Source organism: Streptomyces venezuelae (assembly GCF_008642355.1).
Lineage (GTDB): Bacteria > Actinomycetota > Actinomycetes > Streptomycetales > Streptomycetaceae > Streptomyces > Streptomyces venezuelae_B.
The window spans coordinates 2,349,872-2,366,752 of sequence record NZ_CP029193.1; the positions used below are offsets into that span (position 1 = coordinate 2,349,872).

Below are 16,881 nucleotides of genomic sequence, written 5' to 3' on the forward strand. Positions count from 1 at the left end.
GCGTACGGACGACGAACACGACACGGACAGCACCATGACGGACCACGGCGGCGGCGCGCCCGCCCTCCTGCGGCGCCGCCTCGCCCCCGAGGCGCACCGCGGCAACGCGCTGCACCCGGGCGCGTGGTGGGTGTGGGCCATCGGCCTCGGCACGGCGGCGTCCCGCACGACCAATCCGCTGCTGCTCGGCCTGCTGATCGGCGTCGCGGGCTACGTGGTGGCGGCGCGGCGGACGTCGGCGCCGTGGGCGAAGTCGTACGGCGCGTTCGTGAAGCTGGGTCTGGCCGTCATCGCGATCCGGCTGGTCTTCGCGATCGTGCTCGGCTCGCCGATCCCCGGCACGCACACCGTCGTGACACTGCCGGAGGTGCCGCTGCCGGAGTGGGCGAGGGGCGTGCGGATCGGGGGCCGGGTGACGGCGGAAGGCCTGCTGTTCGCGCTCTACGACGGCATCCGCCTCGCCGGCCTGCTGATCTGCGTCGGCGCGGCGAACGCGCTGGCCAGCCCGGCGCGGCTGCTGAAGTCGCTGCCGGGTGCGCTGTACGAGGTCGGGGTGGCGGTCGTCGTGGCGATGACGTTCGCTCCGAACCTGATCGTCGACGTGCAGCGCCTGCGTGCGGCCCGCCGCCTGCGGGGCCGCCCGGACCGTGGCATCCGGGGCCTCCTCCAGGTCGGTCTGCCCGTCCTGGAGGGCGCGCTGGAGCGGTCGGTCGCCCTGGCCGCGGCGATGGACGCGCGCGGCTTCGGCCGCACGTCCCCCGTCCCGGCGAGGGTCCGCAGGGCAATCTCCGTCCTGACCCTCGGCGGCCTCATGGGCGTCTGCGTGGGTACGTACGGCCTGCTGACCGCCCAGGGCACGTCCTACGGCCTGCCCGCCCTCGCCGCGGGACTCACCTGCGCACTCGCGGGCCTGCGCCTGGGCGGCCGCCGCGCGGTACGCACCCGCTACCGCCCCGACCCGTGGGGTCCCCGCGCCTGGCTGGTCGCGGGCTCCGGGGTGGCGGTGGCGGCCCTGACGATCTGGTCGGCGACGCGGGCCCCGTCCGCGCTGCACCCGGGCGTGGTCCCCCTGGTGGCCCCCACCCTGCCGCTGTGGCCCGCGGCGGCGGCCCTGCTCGGCCTCCTCCCGGCGTTCGTGGCCCCGGTGCCGACCGGCCACACCCGGCCCACCGCACCCCGGAACCCGCCGCCCGCCCCGTCCGACGACGCGACCCGGGTCACGCCCGCGGAGCCCCGCCCCGCGCAGCCCGGGACCACGCCGCCTGCCGATCCCGACACCACGCAAGCGCCCCCCGTACGCGAGACGTCCGGGCCCGCTCCCGCTCCCCGCCCACGGAAGTCGGCCGCCGCCTGGCGTACGGCCCCGCGCCCGGCCCCCTCCCCCACTTCCTCCGAGGAGACCTCATGATCCGCTTCGAGGATGTCTCGGTGACCTACGACGCGGCGCCCGGCCCCACCGTCCAGCGCGTCGACCTCATCGTTCCCGAAGGGGAGCTCGTGCTGCTCGTCGGGCCGTCCGGGGTCGGGAAGTCGACACTGCTCGGGACGGTCAGCGGGCTCGTGCCGCATTTCACCGGGGGCACGCTGCGCGGGCGCGTGACCGTGGCGGGGCGTGACACCCGTACGCACAAGCCGCGTGAGCTCGCCGACGTCGTCGGGACCGTGGGTCAGGACCCGCTCTCGCACTTCGTGACGGACACCGTCGAGGACGAGCTGGCGTACGGAATGGAGTCGCTGGGGCTCGCCCCGGACGTGATGCGACGGCGCGTCGAGGAGACCCTCGACCTGCTCGGCCTCGCCGACCTGCGCGACCGCCCCATCGCCACCCTCTCCGGCGGCCAGCAGCAGCGCGTCGCCATCGGCTCGGTCCTCACCCCGCACCCGCAGGTACTCGTCCTCGACGAGCCGACGTCCGCCCTCGACCCCGCCGCCGCCGAAGAAGTCCTCGCCGTGCTCCAGCGGCTCGTGCACGACCTCGGGACGACCGTGCTGATGGCCGAGCACCGCCTGGAGCGGGTCGTGCAGTACGCGGACCAGGTGCTGCTGCTCGCCGCGCCGGGCGAGGCGCCGGTGCTCGGCGACCCCGCCGCGCTGATGGCCCGCTCCCCCGTCTTCCCGCCGGTCGTCGCCCTCGGCCGCATCGCAGGCTGGTCACCGCTGCCACTGACCGTGCGGGACGCGCGGCGCAGGGCGGGCGCGCTGCGGGAGCGGCTCGCGGGCGCGGAACCGCGCCGGGCGACGCCGACCGAGCCGACCCCGGCGCCGGGCACCGGACGCCGGTGGGCCGGTCTGCGCAGGGAACGCACGGCAGAGGCACTGCCCGGCGTCGTCGCCGCCTCCGTCGCGCGGCTCGCCGTGCGGCGTGGCCGGGTCGAGGCGCTGCGGCGCGTCGATCTCACCGTCACCCCCGGCGAGACCGTCGCGCTGATGGGCCGCAACGGCGCCGGGAAGTCCACGCTCCTGTCCACCCTCGTCGGCCTCCTCGAACCCGCGTCGGGCACCGTCCGCGTCGGCGGCGCCGTCCCCCACCGCACGTCCCCGCGGGAGCTGATCCGGCACGTCGGCCTGGTCCCGCAGGAACCGCGCGACCTGCTGTACGCGGACACCGTGGCCGCCGAGTGCGCGGCCGCCGACCACGACGCGGACGCGCCGCCCGGCACCTGCCGCGCCCTGGTGGACGAGCTGCTGCCGGGCATCGCGGACGACACGCACCCCCGTGACCTCTCCGAGGGCCAGCGGCTGACGCTCGCCCTGGCCATCGTCCTGACCACGCGCCCACCGCTCCTGCTCCTCGACGAGCCGACCCGCGGCCTCGACTACGCGGCCAAGACGCGCCTCGTCACGATCCTGCGCGGGCTCGCCGCCGACGGGCACGCGATCCTGCTCGCCACGCACGACGTGGAGCTGGCCGCCGAGATCGCCCACCGCGTGGTGATCCTCGCGGACGGCGAGGTCGTCGCGGACGGGCCGACCGAGCAGATCGTGGTGTCGTCGCCGTCCTTCGCGCCGCAGGTCACGAAGATCCTGGCGCCGCAGGAGTGGCTGACGGTCTCCGAGGTCCGCCGAGCCCTGGACGCGGGAGGGGGCGAGCCTTGGTGACGGGTGCCGGCAAAGCGCGGTCCCGGGCACATCGCCAGGCCCGGCCCATCCGTCTCGGCCGCCGCTCGGTCGCCGCTCTCGCCCTGGTCAGCGCCGTCGGCGTGGCCGCCTTCGGGTGGCCGCTGCTCGCCGCGGGCGACTCGGGGATCGGTGAGCACGCGCAGGACGCGCCCTGGCTGTTCGCCGCGCTGCTTCCGCTGCTGCTCGCCGTCGTCGTGGCGACCATCGCGGACGTGGGTCTCGACGCGAAGGCGATCGCGATGCTCGGCGTGCTCGCCGCGGCGGGCGCCGCGCTGCGCCCGCTGGGCGCGGGGACGGCGGGCATCGAGCCGATGTTCTTCCTGATGGTGCTGAGCGGACGCGTGCTCGGCCCCGGTTTCGGGTTCGTGCTGGGCGCGGTGTCGATGTTCGCGTCGGCGCTCCTGACGGGCGGCGTGGGGCCGTGGATGCCGTTCCAGATGCTGTCCATGGGCTGGGTCTGCATGGGCGCGGGGCTGCTCCCGGGGCACGAGAGTCTGCGCGGGCGGGGCGAGCTGTGGCTGCTCGCGGGGTACGGAGCGGTGGCCTCCGTGCTGTACGGGACGGTGATGAACCTCCAGGGCTGGCCCTACCTCGGCGGTCTCGCCACCGGCGTCTCCTTCGTGCCGGGCGACCCCCTCGTGGAGAACCTCGGGCGGTTCGTCGCGTACTGCCTGGCGACCTCGCTCGGCTGGGACCTGCCACGGGCGGTCGTCACCGTGCTGCTGAGCCTCGCGCTCGGCCCGGCCGTACTGAAGGCGCTACGCCGGGCCACACGCCGGGCGGCGTTCGAGACGCCGGTCACATTCGAGGCGCCGAAGGCGTAAGCACCCCGACACACTCCGTCACCTTCGCGGCCCTCCCGAGTGAGGCGGCCCACAGGACCTTGGTCCTCTACTAAGGAGGCCCGTAGATCGCGATCCTTGATGTGCATGCGTCAATCGCGGCGCTGACCTGCGCGTTGAGAGCCAGGTCACATGAAGGACATTCGCCTCGGATGCGACTTCCACTAGTAAATGGGGTCATTGCGGCGACGTAACAGCCCTGCTTCTCTGGATGAGTCGCACGGCGCCGACAGCCCACCCGGGCCTCGGCGCCGCCGCATGTCCCCCACACTTCCGTGTCGGACGGCGTGCACCGCGACAGCCCCGTTCCCCACCGGAAGGTCCTCTGTGTCCGCCTCGCTCATCCGCCGCATCGCTTCCCCCAAGAAGGCCATCACCGGCGGCCTCGTCGCCGCTGCCGCTTCCGGCATGGTCTTCGCCGCGGCCCCGGCCCAGGCAGCCACCCCGACCACCGCGAAGGCCGCCGCCCCGGCCGCCGCTCCCGCCGCCGCCCCCGCGTCCGCCAAGGCGATCGCCAAGAAGAAGATCGCGGACCCGGCGCAGTTCGCCGCGTTCGACAAGATCGTCTCGCACGAGAGCGGCTGGAACCCGAGCGCCACGAACTCCTCGTCCGGCGCCTACGGCCTGGTCCAGGCCCTGCCCGCCTCGAAGATGGCGTCGGCGGGCTCGGACTGGAAGACCAACCCGGAGACCCAGATCGAGTGGGGTCTGAAGTACATGAACGACCGCTACGGCAGCCCCGTCGGCGCGTGGAACCACTGGCAGGCGAACGGCTGGTACTGAGCAGCCTGCCCGGACCGCCACTGAGCACCGCCACTGAGAGAGGCGGCGACCCCATGAGGGTCGCCGCCTCTTTCGTGTACCGCCCGCTGTCTACGACCCCACCCGCGCGAACCACCGCGCGATCTTCGGCGCCGCCTTCCCCACGGACTGCATGTGGGGTACCGCGCCCTGATCCAGGACCGGCGCCCGCACCCCGTGCGCGGCCAGGGCCGACGCGCAGCTGCGGGCGTTCTGGATCGGCACGTCGGTGTCGCCGCGCGCGGCGTAGAGCCGTACCGGAGCCGCCGGCTTCCAGTCGCAGAAGCCGTCGTTCGCCGCCAGCGCCTCCTTCAGGCCGCCCGTCGGCTGCTGCATGCGCTCGTGGAAGGCGGGTGTGAGCAGTTCCTTCAGCGTCTCGGGCAGCGCGGGCAGGACCTCCTCCTCGGTGTGCCCGCCGTCGAAGAGCCGCTCGATGCGGTCCGCGTAGGGCGCGCGGAACACGTCCGACGGGTCCTTGTAGATCGGGTGCAGGCGGTTCTGGGCGACCAGGAAGTACGAGAGGTAGAAGACGGCGCTCGTGTCGTTGACCCGGCCGTCGAAGAGGGCCGGGAACTCCTCACCGGACAGGTCGTGGGGGCCGCTGACGGGGGCGACGGCGCGCAGGGTGAATCCGGCGAGTCCGCGGTCCGCCTCGCGCGCGAGCGCCATCGTCACCTGGCCGCCCTGTGAGAAGCCGGTGAGGTACAGGTCGCCGGAGAGGGTGCGCCCCTCGTGCTGCGCCGCGGTGCGCGAGGCCCGCAGCATGTCCTCGGATGCGGTGACCGCCGCGCGCGCGTCCATGTACGGGTGGACGCCGGGGCCCTTGCCGAGTCCGAGGTAGTCCGGCGCGGCGACGGCCTTGCCCGCGGCGGCGTGGAGGTAGGGGCTGAGCCGCCCGGAGTCCTCGGCGACCGAGGGGGCGTAGTCGCGGTGGACCATCGTCCCGCGGGCGTCGGAGACGAGGTCGAGGGCGCGGTGGCGCCGGGTGCCGGAGTCCGTCCTGGGCAGCACGAACAGGCCCGTGGCGGTGGTGGGGCGGCCCTCGGTGTCGACGGTGCGGTAGGTGAGGCGGTACGCCCGCACGCCGTACCGCACTGTCTCCGTGCCGAACTCGCCCTTCCTGAGGAAGGCGGCGACCTCGGCGCGGCTCAGGTCGGCGACCGGGGTGACGTCCAGGAGGGCACCCCGGTCGGCGCGGTGCGCGACGGCCGGGCGGGTTGCGGCACCCTGCGTGCCCTCGGCGCCCTCGGCGCCCTGCGCGGCGGGCGCCGAGGTGAGCCCCGCGAGGCCCGCGAGCGTCAGCGCGGCGAGGGCGGCGCCCCCTCGGCGTGCGGAACGGGCCCTGGCAGGGTTGGGGTTGGCGGTGTTCGTGCGCTCGGCGTCCATGGGTACGACGTTACGAAGAGTCACCGCGCGGGCGACATCCGAGAACCCCCCGGCCGCGGGGTGTACCTGACGCCACCCGCGTACACCGCCCGGACCTACAGCCGCTGGATGATCGTCCCCGTCGCCAGCGCCCCGCCCGCGCACATCGTGATGAGCGCGAACTCCTTGTCCCTGCGCTCCAGTTCGTGCAGGGCCGTGGTGATGAGCCGCGCCCCCGTCGCCCCCACCGGGTGGCCGAGGGCGATCGCGCCGCCGTTCACGTTGACCTTCTCCAGGTCCTGGCCGAAGACCTGCGCCCAGCTCAGCACCACGGACGCGAACGCCTCGTTGATCTCCACGATGTCGATGTCCTTCAAGGACATCCCCGCCTTGCCGAGCACCGCGCGCGTGGCGTCGACCGGGCCGTCGAGGTGGAAGTGCGGGTCCGCGCCGACGAGGGCCTGCGCGACGATGCGCGCCCTCGGCTTCAGCTTGAGGGCCCGCGCCATCCGTTTGGACGCCCACATGAGGGCGGCCGCGCCGTCCGAGATCTGCGAGGAGTTGCCCGCGGTGTGCACGGCGGTCGGCATGACGGGCTTGAGGCGGCCGAGCCCCTCCATCGTGGTGTCGCGCAGCCCTTCGTCGCGGTCGACGAGCCGCCACATGCCCTGCCCCGCGGCCTGTTCCTCCTCCGTGGTGGGCACCTGCACGGCGAATGTCTCGCGTTTGAAGCGCTCCTCGGCCCAGGCGACGGCCGCCCGCTCCTGTGAGATGAGGCCGAGCGAGTCCACGTTCTCGCGGGTGAGGCCGCGCTTGCGGGCGATGCGCTCGGCGGCCTCGAACTGGTTGGGCAGGTCGACGTTCCACTCGTCGGGGAAGGGCTTGCCGGGCCCGTGCTTGGAACCGGAGCCGAGCGGCACCCGCGACATCGCCTCGACGCCGCAGCTGATGCCGACGTCGATGACGCCGGCCGCGACCATGTTGGCGACCATGTGGCTCGCCTGCTGGGAGGAGCCGCACTGGCAGTCGACGGTGGTCGCCGCCGTCTCGTAGGGCAGGCCCATGGTGAGCCAGGCCGTGCGCGCCGGGTTCATGGACTGCTCCCCGGCGTGCGTCACCGTGCCGCCGACGATCTGCTCGACGCAGTCGGCGTGGATGCCGGTCCGGCCGAGGAGTTCGCGGTAGGTCTCACCGAGCAGATAGGCGGGGTGGAGATTGGCGAGCGCGCCTGAGCGCTTGCCGATGGGCGTGCGTACTGCTTCGACGATGACGGGTTCCGCGGCCATGGGCTCGTCCTCCCTCTCCACGTCCCACGAGCCGTCCCGGCGGCTCGCGGGTAGAACTAGTACGCGTTCTAGTTCCGTTCAGCAGTCTGCTGAGCGGAGCCCCGGTGCCGCAAGGGTCTTGCACGCACCTTGCGCGGGATCCACACGCAACCGGACCCGCCCTGGGCCTTGTGTCTTGTAGAACCCGTTACTACCTTGCGGGCCAAGCCTTCTGACTGACCGTCAGGACAGAGTCCGGGCGGCCCGTCGGAACTCAGTTCACGCCTGGAGTTGCCGATGCCCTGTCCAGCGCTGCCCGACGGGTTCGACTTCACCGACCCCGACCTGATCCAGGACCGGATCCCCCTGCCGGAGTTCGCGCGGCTGCGGCAGACGGAGCCGGTGCACTGGGTGACCCAGCCGTACCGCGTCTCCGGCTACGACGACGCGGGCTACTGGGCCGTCACGCGACACGAGGACGTCAAGTACGTCTCCACGCACCCGGAGCTGTTCTCCACCAACGTCAACACCGCGATCATCCGCTTCAACGAGTCGATGGACCGGGACCGGATCGAGGTCCAGAAGCTGATCATGATCAACATGGACCCGCCCGAGCACACCCGGGTCCGGCAGATCGTGCAGCGCGGCTTCACGCCCCGCGCCATCCGGTCCCTGGAGGACGCGCTGCGTGCCCGCGCCCGCTCCATCGTGGAGACGGCGCTCGCCGGCGCGGCCGACGACGGCTCCTTCGACTTCGTCACGAACGTCGCCTCCGAGCTGCCGCTGCAGGCCATCGCCGAGCTGATCGGCGTGCCCCAGGAGGACCGCTCCAAGATCTTCGACTGGTCCAACAAGATGGCGGCGTACGACGATCCGGAGTACGCCATCACCGAGGAGATCGGCGCCGAGGCGGCCATGGAGATCGTCGCGTACGCGATGAACCTCGCCGCGGCCCGCAAGGAGTGCCCCGCCAAGGACATCGTCAGCCAGTTGGTGGCCGCCGAGGACGAGGGCAACCTCTCCTCCGACGAGTTCGGCTTCTTCGTGATCCTGCTGGCGGTGGCCGGCAACGAGACCACCCGCAACGCCATCACCCACGGCATGCACGCCTTCCTCACGCACCCGGACCAGTGGGAGCTCTACAAGCGCGAGCGCCCCGCCACGACGGCGGAGGAGATCGTGCGCTGGGCGACCCCGGTGGTCTCCTTCCAGCGCACGGCCACCCAGGACACCGAGCTCGGCGGCGCGCGGATCAGGAAGGGCGACCGGGTCGGCATCTTCTACTCGTCGGCCAACCACGACCCCGACGTGTTCGAGTCGCCCGAGAAGTTCGACATCGGCCGCGACCCCAATCCGCACCTCGGCTTCGGCGGCGGCGGCCCGCACTTCTGCCTCGGCAAGTCCCTCGCCGTCCTGGAGATCAACCTCATCTTCAACGCGATCGCCGACACCATGCCCGGCCTGCGCCTGACCGGCGACCCGCGCAGACTCCGCTCCGCCTGGCTCAACGGCGTCAAGGAGCTCCGGGTCAGCACAGGACCCGGCGCCCGCCCATGAGCCGATAGAGCGCCAGAAGGCGACCTATCAGGTCAATCACCTTTACGGAACCAACGTTTCCGTTGCAAGAAGCGTCCTGAGAAGTGAACCTTGGCTTCCCAGGACTCGAACGGAAACGGTGACCGTGGTCTCTGCCGACGTCTCGCTCGCCCCGTCCGGCACTGCGTCCACCGGCCGGAACCCCCCGCTCCGGCACTTCCTCCGGCGCTACCGCGTTCCGCTCCTGGCCACCGTCCCCACTCTTCCCCTGTACGCCGTGTGGGTGACGTTCCTCGCGACGGGCGGCGGCGACCTCGCGGCGCAGGAGGCCTGGGCGCGGTTCGCCTCCGAGCACGGCACGGCCGCGTACAACCTCTTCTGGTACGGCGGCATGCACACCGCCAACTACAGCCTGATCTCGCCGTATCTGATGGCCGCGCTCGGCGTGAAGACCGTGACGGCGGTGTCGGGGATCGCGGGCGCCTGGCTGGTCGCCGTCCTGATCGTGCGCACCGGCGTCCGCAGACCCCTGTGGCCCGCCGTGCTCGCCTCGCTCGCCGTCTGGTGCAACGTCGCCTCGGGGCGGACGACGTTCGCGCTCGGTCTCGCCTTCGGCCTCGCCGCCTGTCTCGCCCTGGTGGGCCGTCGGCGCACCGTCGTCGCGGTGGTGTGCGCCGCGCTCGCCACCATGGGCTCCCCGGTCGCGGGGCTCTTCCTCGTCGTCGCGGGCGCGGGGTACTTCTTCGTACGCGACTGGGTGCGGTCGGCCGCGCTCATCCTGCCGCCGTTCCTGGTCGTCGGGGCGACCACGCTGCTCTTCCCGTTCACCGGCGAGCACCTGATGCCCTTCGACCGGATCTTCCCGCCCGTCCTGTTCAGCCTGGCGCTGATCGTCGCGGGCCCGCGCGAGTGGCGGGTGCTGCGGTGGGGCGCGGGCGTCTACGCGGTCGGGACCGTCCTGACGTACCTCATCCCCTCCCCCATCGGCACCAACGTCGAGCGGCTCGCCGAGCTGGTCGGGCCCGCCGTGCTGCTCGCCGCGCTGCTCGCCCCCGGCCTGACCCGGGCCCGCCGGATCACCCTGACGGTGGCGCTCGTGCTGTCCTCGGCCTGGGTGGCGCAGAAGACCCTCGACGACCTGCGGATCTCCACGAAGGTCCCGAAGTGGGCGGTCGACACGCACGGCGTGGTGCGGGAGCTGGAGCGCCTGGAGGCCAACCGCACCCGCGTGGAGGTCGTCCCGACCCGCAACCACCGCGAGGCCACCGCCCTCGCCCCGTACGTGAACATGGCGCGCGGCTGGAACCGCCAGCTCGACATCGAACGCGGACGGCTCTTCTACGACGGTTCGTTCTCGGCCACCACCTACCGCGAGTGGCTCGACCGGTGGGCCGTCGGATACGTGGTGCTGCCCTCGGGCAAGCCGGACGGCTTCGCCGAGGACGAGGCGGCGCTGGTGGCGAGCAGGCCCGCGTGGCTGAAACCGGTGTGGAAGGACCAGCACTGGCAGATCTTCAAGGTGAAGGACCCGGTGCCGCTGGTGTCCGAACCGGCCGCCGTCGTCCGCTCCACCGGGTCGAACGTGGTGGTGCGGGTGCCCAAGCGCGGCTCGGTGACGGTGCGCCTCGTGTACTCGCCGTGGCTCCGGGCGGAGGGCGCCTGCCTGAAGCCGCACGGCGAGTTCACGCGTCTGTCGGTGCCCGCGCCCGGCACGTACGAGATCAGCTCCGGGTACGGCCCTTCGCGGAACCGGGATTCGACGTGCCGGTGACGGGCTGCTCGCCGGTGGCCGCCTTCGACGGCTGTCGCACCCGCGGGCCCGACAGCACGTAGGTCAGGCCGAAGCCCGCGCCCACCACGGCCGCGCCGCCCACCGCGTCGAGGACCCAGTGGTTGCCGGTGCCGACGATCGCGCAGACCGTGAAGAACGGGTGCAGCAGGCCGAGCGCCTTCATCCACCAGCGCGGCGCGAGGACCGCGATGACCAGACCGCACCACAGCGACCAGCCGAAGTGCAGCGAGGGCATCGCCGCGTACTGGTTGGTGAGCTGCGTCAGCGTGCCGTAGTCCGGCTGGGTGAAGTCCTGCACGCCGTGCACGGTGTCGATGAAGCCGAGCTCCGGCATGAGGCGCGGCGGCGCGAGCGGGTACGCCCAGAAGCCGACGAGCGCGAGGACCGTCGCGAAGCCGAGGGCGGAGCGCGCCCAGCGGTAGTCGGCGGGCCTGCGGATGTACAGGACGGCGAGGACGCTCAGGGGCACCAGGAAGTGGAACGACGTGTAGTAGAAGTTGAAGAAGTCCTCCATCCAGCCGGTCCGCGCCGTCAGGTGGTTGAACCAGTGCTCGATGTCGATGTGCAGGAACTGTTCGATCGCGTGGACCTGCGCGCCGTGGTGCTCCGCGTCGGCCCGGCCCCCGGAGATCGTGCCGCCGGTCGCCGCGAGCCTGACCTGCTGGTACGCGGAGTAGCCGACGCGTATCAGGAGCAGTTCGAGCAGGAGGTTCGGGCGGGCGAGGACGCGCCGCCAGAACGGGACGAGCGGGACGCGGCTCCAGCGGGCGGGGACGGGCGCGGCGTACTCGGTGGGGATGGGCTCGCGGTACTGCGGGTGGGACCGGGACAGGAACGGCACGACGACGGCCGCGGCGAGCGCCGCGATCAGCACGACGTTGTCGCGGATCGGCGCGGTGACCGACATGTTCGGCAGCATCATCTTGGCGGGCAGCGTCGACACGAGGATGACGGCCACCGGCCACATGTAGCGGTCGGACTGACGCTTGCCGACCCGGCCGACCACCGCGAAGAGCACCCACAGGAGCTGGTGCTGCCAGGTGGTCGGCGACACCGCGACGGCGACGCAGCCGGTGATGGCGACGGCGAGGAGCAGCTGTCCGTCACGCGCGTAGCGCACGGCGCGGCGGAGCCCGAGGGCGACGACGGCCGCGCTCGCCACCAGGAAGACGGCGATCTCCGGCGGGCCTTCGAGACCGGCGCGGAGCAGCATGCCGTGCAGGGACTGGTTGGCGTTGGCGTCCGGGTCGGCCCCGAGGCCGGCGCCGGCCAGGTGATGGATCCAGTACGTCGTCGAGTCGCTCGGCATCGCGGCCCAGACGAGCGCGGTGACGGCGGCGAAGGAGCCACCGGTGACAGCGGCCGCCTCCTTGCGGCCGGTGAACCAGAGCAGCACCGCGAAGAGCAGCACGGTGGGCTGCAGGGCGGCGGCGACGCCGATCAGAACACCGCAGCTCCGCTGCCCGCGGACCGCGAAGAGGCCGAGGAGCACGAGCAGGACGGGCAGGATGCTGGTCTGGCCGAGGTACAGGGTGTTGCGGACCGGCAGCGACAGGATGAGCAGGCTGACCGCCACGGGGGCGGCGAGCAGCGAGGTGCGGCGGGTGACGGGCTGCGGCAGGGCGCGGGCGGCGACCACGCCGAGCACGACGACGAGGCCGAGCGTCCCGAACGTCCACCCCCAGCCGAGCGCCTGTTCGCCCGCTCGGGTGAGGGGCTTGAGGACGAGTCCGGCGAACGGGGTGCCGGTGAACTTGTCCGCGTCGTAGAAGGACCCGTTCACGTGCAGGACGCCCTCGGGCCCGATCCACGTCTCCAGGTCCGTCAGCCGGTCGCCCTCGGGGGTCCGCAGGATGACGGCGACCTGCCGGACCGCGAGGACGGCGGCGACCAGCCAGAGGAGGACACGGGCCGCTCCCGTCCGTGTCCCGGGTCCGTCGGCCCGCCCGGCTCCCAGGACATCGCCCGGCCCTCTGTGCTCAACGTTCGCCACGCGCCGTCGACCCTCCGTCCGCGTCAGTCCTCGCCTCTGGTGTGAAGTTCTCGTCCCTGATGTGAGGACGTCCGCAACCACCATTTCACCTGGCAGTCACATCGCTTTCTATCGCTTTCGTCCAGAACGCCCAACAGCGCCCCTGCCGGGCGCCGACGGTTCCCGGCCCCTGGTCAGAGGCGGTTGTGGACGGTTGTGGACTCCGGGCCTCCGCGGTTCCGGCCCCGGGCCGCGACAAAGATCACATGCGCGCATAACTGTCCCCGCCCGGGGAAACACCGTTTGACCTGCATAGCAGCGGTTTTGCGTCACTGTGCGGCCGTCCGGACACCGACCGTAATGACGCCGCTTGCCCCTATGGTCGCTTTTCGGGCCGCTCCGGGTCACCGGGTGCGGCCCCTGTCTTTGTCGTCGACCGAAAGCAGGCGAGCGAACCCTTGGCGAGCGCCACCCCCGTCGCACTACGGAAGCCCGAGCCGTCGGACGCACCCCTGCCCGGACCGGGCGCCGAAACAGCCCCCCGCCAGGGCGCCACCGCCGACGTCACCGTCACGGACCCCGCGATGGTGAAGCGCGCGGTGAAGGCGGCCGCCCTCGGCAACGCGATGGAGTGGTTCGACTTCGGGGTCTACAGCTACATCGCCGTGACGCTCGGCAAGGTCTTCTTCCCCTCGGGCAACCCGACGGCGCAGCTGCTCTCCACGTTCGGCGCGTTCGCCGCGGCCTTCCTGATCCGGCCGCTCGGCGGCATGGTCTTCGGCCCGCTCGGCGACCGCGTCGGCCGCCAGAAGGTCCTCGCGCTCACCATGATCATGATGGCCGCGGGCACGTTCGCGATCGGCCTGATCCCGTCGTACGCGTCGATCGGCGTCTGGGCGCCGGTGCTGCTCCTGGCGGCCCGCCTGGTGCAGGGCTTCTCGACGGGCGGCGAGTACGCGGGCGCCTCCACGTTCATCGCCGAGTACGCGCCCGACAAGAAGCGGGGCTTCCTCGGCAGCTGGCTGGAGTTCGGCACGCTTGCGGGGTACATCGGCGGCGCGGGCCTGGTCACCCTGATGACGGCCCTGCTCTCCTCCGACGACCTCCTGTCCTGGGGCTGGCGCATCCCGTTCCTGATCGCGGGCCCGATGGGCCTGATCGGGCTCTACCTTCGCATGAAACTGGAGGAGACCCCGGCGTTCGCCGCGGAACTCGAGAAGGCCCACCAGTCCGAGCAGACCCGCGCGAAGGTGCGGCTGCGCGACATGGTCACGGGCCAGTGGAAGGCTCTCCTCCTCTGCATGGGCCTCGTCCTCGTCTTCAACGTCACGGACTACATGCTCCTGTCGTACATGCCGAGCTACCTGACCAGCGAGCTCAAGTACGACGAGACGCACGGCCTCCTGGTCATCCTGGCCGTGATGGCACTGATGATGTGCGCCCAGCCGTTCATGGGGGCGCTCACGGACCGGGTGGGCCGCCGCCCGGTCATCGCCGCGGGCTGCGCGGGCTTCTTCGTGCTCTCGGTCCCGGCGCTCCTCCTGATCCGTGACGGCTCCCTGTGGGCGATCGCCCTGGGCCTCGGCGCGCTCGGCATGCTCCTGGTCTGCTTCACGGCCTCGATGCCGTCGGCCCTCCCGGCCCTCTTCCCCACGAAGGTCCGCTACGGCTCCCTCTCCATCGGCTTCAACATCTCCGTCTCGGTCTTCGGCGGTACGACTCCGCTGGTCGTGACGGCGCTGATCGGCGCGACGGGCGACAAGATGATGCCCGCGTACTACATGATGGCGGCGGCAGTCATCGGCGGGATCGCCGTCTGGTACATGACGGAATCGGCCCGCAAGCCGTTGCCGGGTTCGCCGCCGGCGGTGGAGACGGTGGCCGAGGCGAGGACGATGGCTCTGCGCGGCACCAGGTGACCACCCGCACCCCGGAACGGGGCCTCGCCCCTGCGGGGTGAGGCGGGGCGTGGCGGCAGGGTTCGCCCCCTGCGGGGCGGGGCGGGGCGTGGCGTGGCAGCCGGTTGCGGCTTGCGGGTTGCCTGCGAGCCGCCGGTGGCTGATCGCGCAGTTCCCCGCGCCCCTGAGCAACCCACCTCCGCGCACGACACCCGACCTCCCGAAACGGCGCAAACAAGCGCAACCACCCGGGCCCACGAAGCGGCGCGCGTGAGGGGGGCTGCCTAGGCCCCGAAGCGGCGCGCGTAAGGGAGGGAACGACCCAGGCCCGCAATGCGGGATGCACGCGGGGGAACCGCCCAGGCTCACAATCCGGGGTGCATGCGGGGGACGACCTAGGGGCGCGGGGAACTGCGCGACCAGCCAAAGCCCACCCGCAGACAACACACAACTGGCCGCCCCCCACCCCGGGGGACCCCCACGCCCTGCCCCACCCTGCGAAACTGACGGGACAGTCGTACAGTCCGACCACCGCTCAGCCGAAGGGAACGTCAGGACACATGACCCAGGAACAGTGGGACTCCGTCGACGACTACTTCACCGCCCTCCTCACCCCCGCCGACGCCACCCTGACCGCCGCCCTCCGCGACAGCGAAACCGCCGGCCTGCCCCCCATCGCCGTCGCCCCGAACCAGGGCAAGCTGCTCCACCTCCTCGCCCAGATCCAGGGCGCCCGCCGCATTCTGGAGATCGGCACCCTCGGCGGCTACAGCACCATCTGGCTGGCCCGCGCCCTCCCCGCCGACGGCCGCCTGGTCACCCTCGAGTACAACCCCGAGCACGCCGACGTCGCCCGCGGCAACCTCGCCCGCGCCGGCCTGGACAAGATCGTCGACGTCCGCGTCGGCCCCGCCCTGGACTCGCTCACCGTGCTCGGCGCCGAACACGCCGCGCACCCCGAGCCCTTCGACCTCGTCTTCATCGACGCCGACAAGGCCAACAACGCGCACTACCTGCGGTGGGCGCTCGAACTCACCCGCCCCGGCAGCCTGATCATCCTCGACAACGTCGTACGGGGCGGCGCGGTGACCGACGCCGCCAGCACCGACCCGGCCATCCTCGGCACCCGTTCGGCACTCGAACTCATCGCGGAACACCCGAAGTTGACCGGCACGGCGGTGCAGACGGTGGGCAGCAAGGGCTACGACGGCTTCGCGCTGGCCCGCGTACTCGCCTGACCTCGCACAGGAACCCGTCCCCTCAACCCTCGTGGAAGTACCCGACGTTCACGCTCCGCGGCCCGGACCGTTCCTGGATGACGACCTCCCCGGAGCCACCCCGGACCAACGGCGCGGCCCCTCCGTACACGAGGGCCCGCGCCGTACCGCCGGACAGCAGCCGCACCTCGGACGCCGGATCAGGGTTCGAACCGCGCAGCCAGCTCACGGACCACGCCCCGTCGGGCCCACAGCGGAACTCCAGATGCGTACGGGAGACGAACAGCCAGTCGTCGGGTGTCACCAGACGGCACACGTTCCTGTCCCGCCCGACCCGCAGCACCGCACCCGGCCGGCTCGGCGCCTCGGCCATCAGCATGCCCGCGGTGGCGCCCGCGTCCGCCTCGGACACCGAGGCCATGGTCAGTTCCAGCACGTGGACACGCTCCTTCAACTCACCACGGCACGCACGTGATTGACGGTTCTCGCGCTGCCGCATCCTAGGGGCCGCCGGGCGGGCGCACGACCTCCCTGGGACAATGGACCCATGACCGAGCGCAAGCCACCCGGAGTCAATTTCGAGTCCTGGATCGACAAGCAGATCCGCGAGGCGGAAGAACGCGGGGACTTCGCGTCCCTGCCGGGGAGGGGCCGGCCGCTTCCCGAGGGCCCCGACCCCACGTACGACGAAATGTGGTGGGTCAAACGGAAGATGGCCCGCGAGGGCCTCTCCTGCCTCTCCCCCACGCTCGCCCTGCGCAAAGAGGCCGAGGACACCATGGCCGCTGCCGCCGACGCGCCCTCCGAACGCGTGGCGCGCAGGCTCGTGACGGAACTCAACGAGAAGATCCGCGCCGCACTCCGCACGCCACCGCCGGGCCCGCCGCTCGGCCTCGCCCCCTACGACGTCGACGAGGTGGCCCGCGACTGGCGGGACCGCCACCCGCGCTGAGGCACGGCGCGCACGGGTCGTTTGGCGGCCCGATTCCGGGCAACTCGTTCCGGGGAACGGGTGTCGGGGCCTCTGCCGGGCCCCGCGCCCCAGGCCGATCCCCGAGCCGAAAAGGGCACCC

Annotated in this window: 13 protein-coding genes; 9 read left to right on the forward strand and 4 right to left on the reverse strand. The window is 72.3% G+C overall.

Features of this window, described 5'->3' with window-relative positions; genetic code table 11:
* The first annotated feature begins 34 nt into the window (after nucleotides 1-34).
* The 4 genes from DEJ47_RS10850 (at nucleotide 35) to DEJ47_RS10865 (ending at nucleotide 4,745) form a co-directional block, all read left to right on the forward strand.
* Nucleotides 35-1,408 carry an energy-coupling factor transporter transmembrane component T gene (locus DEJ47_RS10850; RefSeq protein ID WP_150167266.1) on the forward strand — a complete coding sequence of 458 codons (1,374 nt, stop codon included), beginning with the start codon at nucleotides 35-37 and terminating at the stop codon, nucleotides 1,406-1,408.
* Nucleotides 1,405-3,099, forward strand: a complete 1,695-nt coding sequence (locus tag DEJ47_RS10855) for an ABC transporter ATP-binding protein (RefSeq protein WP_150167267.1) — start codon at nucleotides 1,405-1,407, stop codon at nucleotides 3,097-3,099. The genes DEJ47_RS10850 and DEJ47_RS10855 overlap by 4 nt, the downstream gene beginning before the upstream one ends.
* Nucleotides 3,093-3,944 (forward strand): ECF transporter S component, encoded by an 852-nt coding sequence (locus DEJ47_RS10860; RefSeq protein ID WP_223828303.1) that lies wholly within the window; start codon nucleotides 3,093-3,095, stop codon nucleotides 3,942-3,944. Before DEJ47_RS10855 ends, DEJ47_RS10860 begins: the two co-directional genes overlap by 7 nt.
* A gap of 345 nt (nucleotides 3,945-4,289) precedes the next feature.
* Nucleotides 4,290-4,745, forward strand: a complete 456-nt coding sequence (locus DEJ47_RS10865) for a transglycosylase SLT domain-containing protein (protein WP_223828304.1) — start codon at nucleotides 4,290-4,292, stop codon at nucleotides 4,743-4,745.
* A gap of 90 nt (nucleotides 4,746-4,835) precedes the next feature.
* Here DEJ47_RS10865 and DEJ47_RS10870 read toward each other — a convergent pair whose 3' ends face one another.
* Both DEJ47_RS10870 and DEJ47_RS10875 read right to left on the reverse strand, forming a co-directional pair.
* Nucleotides 4,836-6,149 carry an alpha/beta hydrolase gene (locus DEJ47_RS10870; RefSeq protein WP_150167273.1) on the reverse strand — a complete coding sequence of 438 codons (1,314 nt, stop codon included), beginning with the start codon at nucleotides 6,147-6,149 and terminating at the stop codon, nucleotides 4,836-4,838.
* Nucleotides 6,150-6,244: 95 nt separating this feature from the next.
* The gene (locus DEJ47_RS10875; RefSeq protein WP_150167275.1) at nucleotides 6,245-7,414 is read right to left on the reverse strand and encodes a steroid 3-ketoacyl-CoA thiolase; all 1,170 of its coding nucleotides are present in this window, start codon (nucleotides 7,412-7,414) and stop codon (nucleotides 6,245-6,247) included.
* A gap of 276 nt (nucleotides 7,415-7,690) precedes the next feature.
* On the opposite strand from DEJ47_RS10875, the gene DEJ47_RS10880 reads away from it, so the two are divergent.
* Both DEJ47_RS10880 and DEJ47_RS10885 read left to right on the forward strand, forming a co-directional pair.
* Nucleotides 7,691-8,950, forward strand: coding sequence for a cytochrome P450 (locus DEJ47_RS10880; RefSeq protein ID WP_150167277.1), 1,260 nt, complete (start codon nucleotides 7,691-7,693; stop codon nucleotides 8,948-8,950).
* A 118-nt stretch (nucleotides 8,951-9,068) separates the two neighbouring features.
* Nucleotides 9,069-10,700 (forward strand): hypothetical protein, encoded by a 1,632-nt coding sequence (locus tag DEJ47_RS10885; RefSeq protein WP_150167279.1) that lies wholly within the window; start codon nucleotides 9,069-9,071, stop codon nucleotides 10,698-10,700.
* Here the strand turns inward: DEJ47_RS10885 and DEJ47_RS10890 are convergent.
* A complete protein-coding gene (locus DEJ47_RS10890; RefSeq protein WP_398333862.1) occupies nucleotides 10,651-12,714 on the reverse strand; it encodes a bifunctional glycosyltransferase 87/phosphatase PAP2 family protein in 2,064 nt (687 codons plus the stop codon). The genes DEJ47_RS10885 and DEJ47_RS10890 overlap by 50 nt on opposite strands.
* Nucleotides 12,715-13,205: 491 nt before the next feature.
* Here DEJ47_RS10890 and proP point away from each other — a divergent pair, with 491 nt between their 5' ends.
* Both proP and DEJ47_RS10900 read left to right on the forward strand, forming a co-directional pair.
* Nucleotides 13,206-14,612, forward strand: coding sequence for a glycine betaine/L-proline transporter ProP (gene proP / locus DEJ47_RS10895; protein ID WP_150175551.1), 1,407 nt, complete (start codon nucleotides 13,206-13,208; stop codon nucleotides 14,610-14,612).
* Nucleotides 14,613-15,151: 539 nt separating this feature from the next.
* The gene (locus DEJ47_RS10900; RefSeq protein ID WP_150167283.1) at nucleotides 15,152-15,829 is read left to right on the forward strand and encodes an O-methyltransferase; all 678 of its coding nucleotides are present in this window, start codon (nucleotides 15,152-15,154) and stop codon (nucleotides 15,827-15,829) included.
* Nucleotides 15,830-15,851: 22 nt separating this feature from the next.
* On the opposite strand, the gene DEJ47_RS10905 is transcribed toward DEJ47_RS10900, so the two are convergent.
* A complete protein-coding gene (locus tag DEJ47_RS10905; protein WP_150167285.1) occupies nucleotides 15,852-16,244 on the reverse strand; it encodes an FHA domain-containing protein in 393 nt (130 codons plus the stop codon).
* Between the two features lie 111 nt (nucleotides 16,245-16,355).
* On the opposite strand from DEJ47_RS10905, the gene DEJ47_RS10910 reads away from it, so the two are divergent.
* The gene (locus DEJ47_RS10910; protein WP_150167287.1) at nucleotides 16,356-16,760 is read left to right on the forward strand and encodes a DUF1992 domain-containing protein; all 405 of its coding nucleotides are present in this window, start codon (nucleotides 16,356-16,358) and stop codon (nucleotides 16,758-16,760) included.
* Nucleotides 16,761-16,881 lie beyond the last annotated feature (121 nt).

What these genes read in the sequence shown, in the direction of transcription:
- DEJ47_RS10870 (WP_150167273.1), bottom strand. Translation starts at nt 6,149, where the DNA reads ATGGACGCCGAGCGCACGAACACCGCCAACCCCAACCCTGCCAGGGCC.
- DEJ47_RS10910 (WP_150167287.1), top strand. Translation starts at nt 16,356, where the DNA reads ATGACCGAGCGCAAGCCACCCGGAGTCAATTTCGAGTCCTGGATCGAC.
- DEJ47_RS10855 (WP_150167267.1), top strand. Translation starts at nt 1,405, where the DNA reads ATGATCCGCTTCGAGGATGTCTCGGTGACCTACGACGCGGCGCCCGGC.
- DEJ47_RS10900 (WP_150167283.1), top strand. Translation starts at nt 15,152, where the DNA reads ATGACCCAGGAACAGTGGGACTCCGTCGACGACTACTTCACCGCCCTC.
- DEJ47_RS10875 (WP_150167275.1), bottom strand. Translation starts at nt 7,414, where the DNA reads ATGGCCGCGGAACCCGTCATCGTCGAAGCAGTACGCACGCCCATCGGC.
- DEJ47_RS10880 (WP_150167277.1), top strand. Translation starts at nt 7,691, where the DNA reads ATGCCCTGTCCAGCGCTGCCCGACGGGTTCGACTTCACCGACCCCGAC.
- DEJ47_RS10850 (WP_150167266.1), top strand. Translation starts at nt 35, where the DNA reads ATGACGGACCACGGCGGCGGCGCGCCCGCCCTCCTGCGGCGCCGCCTC.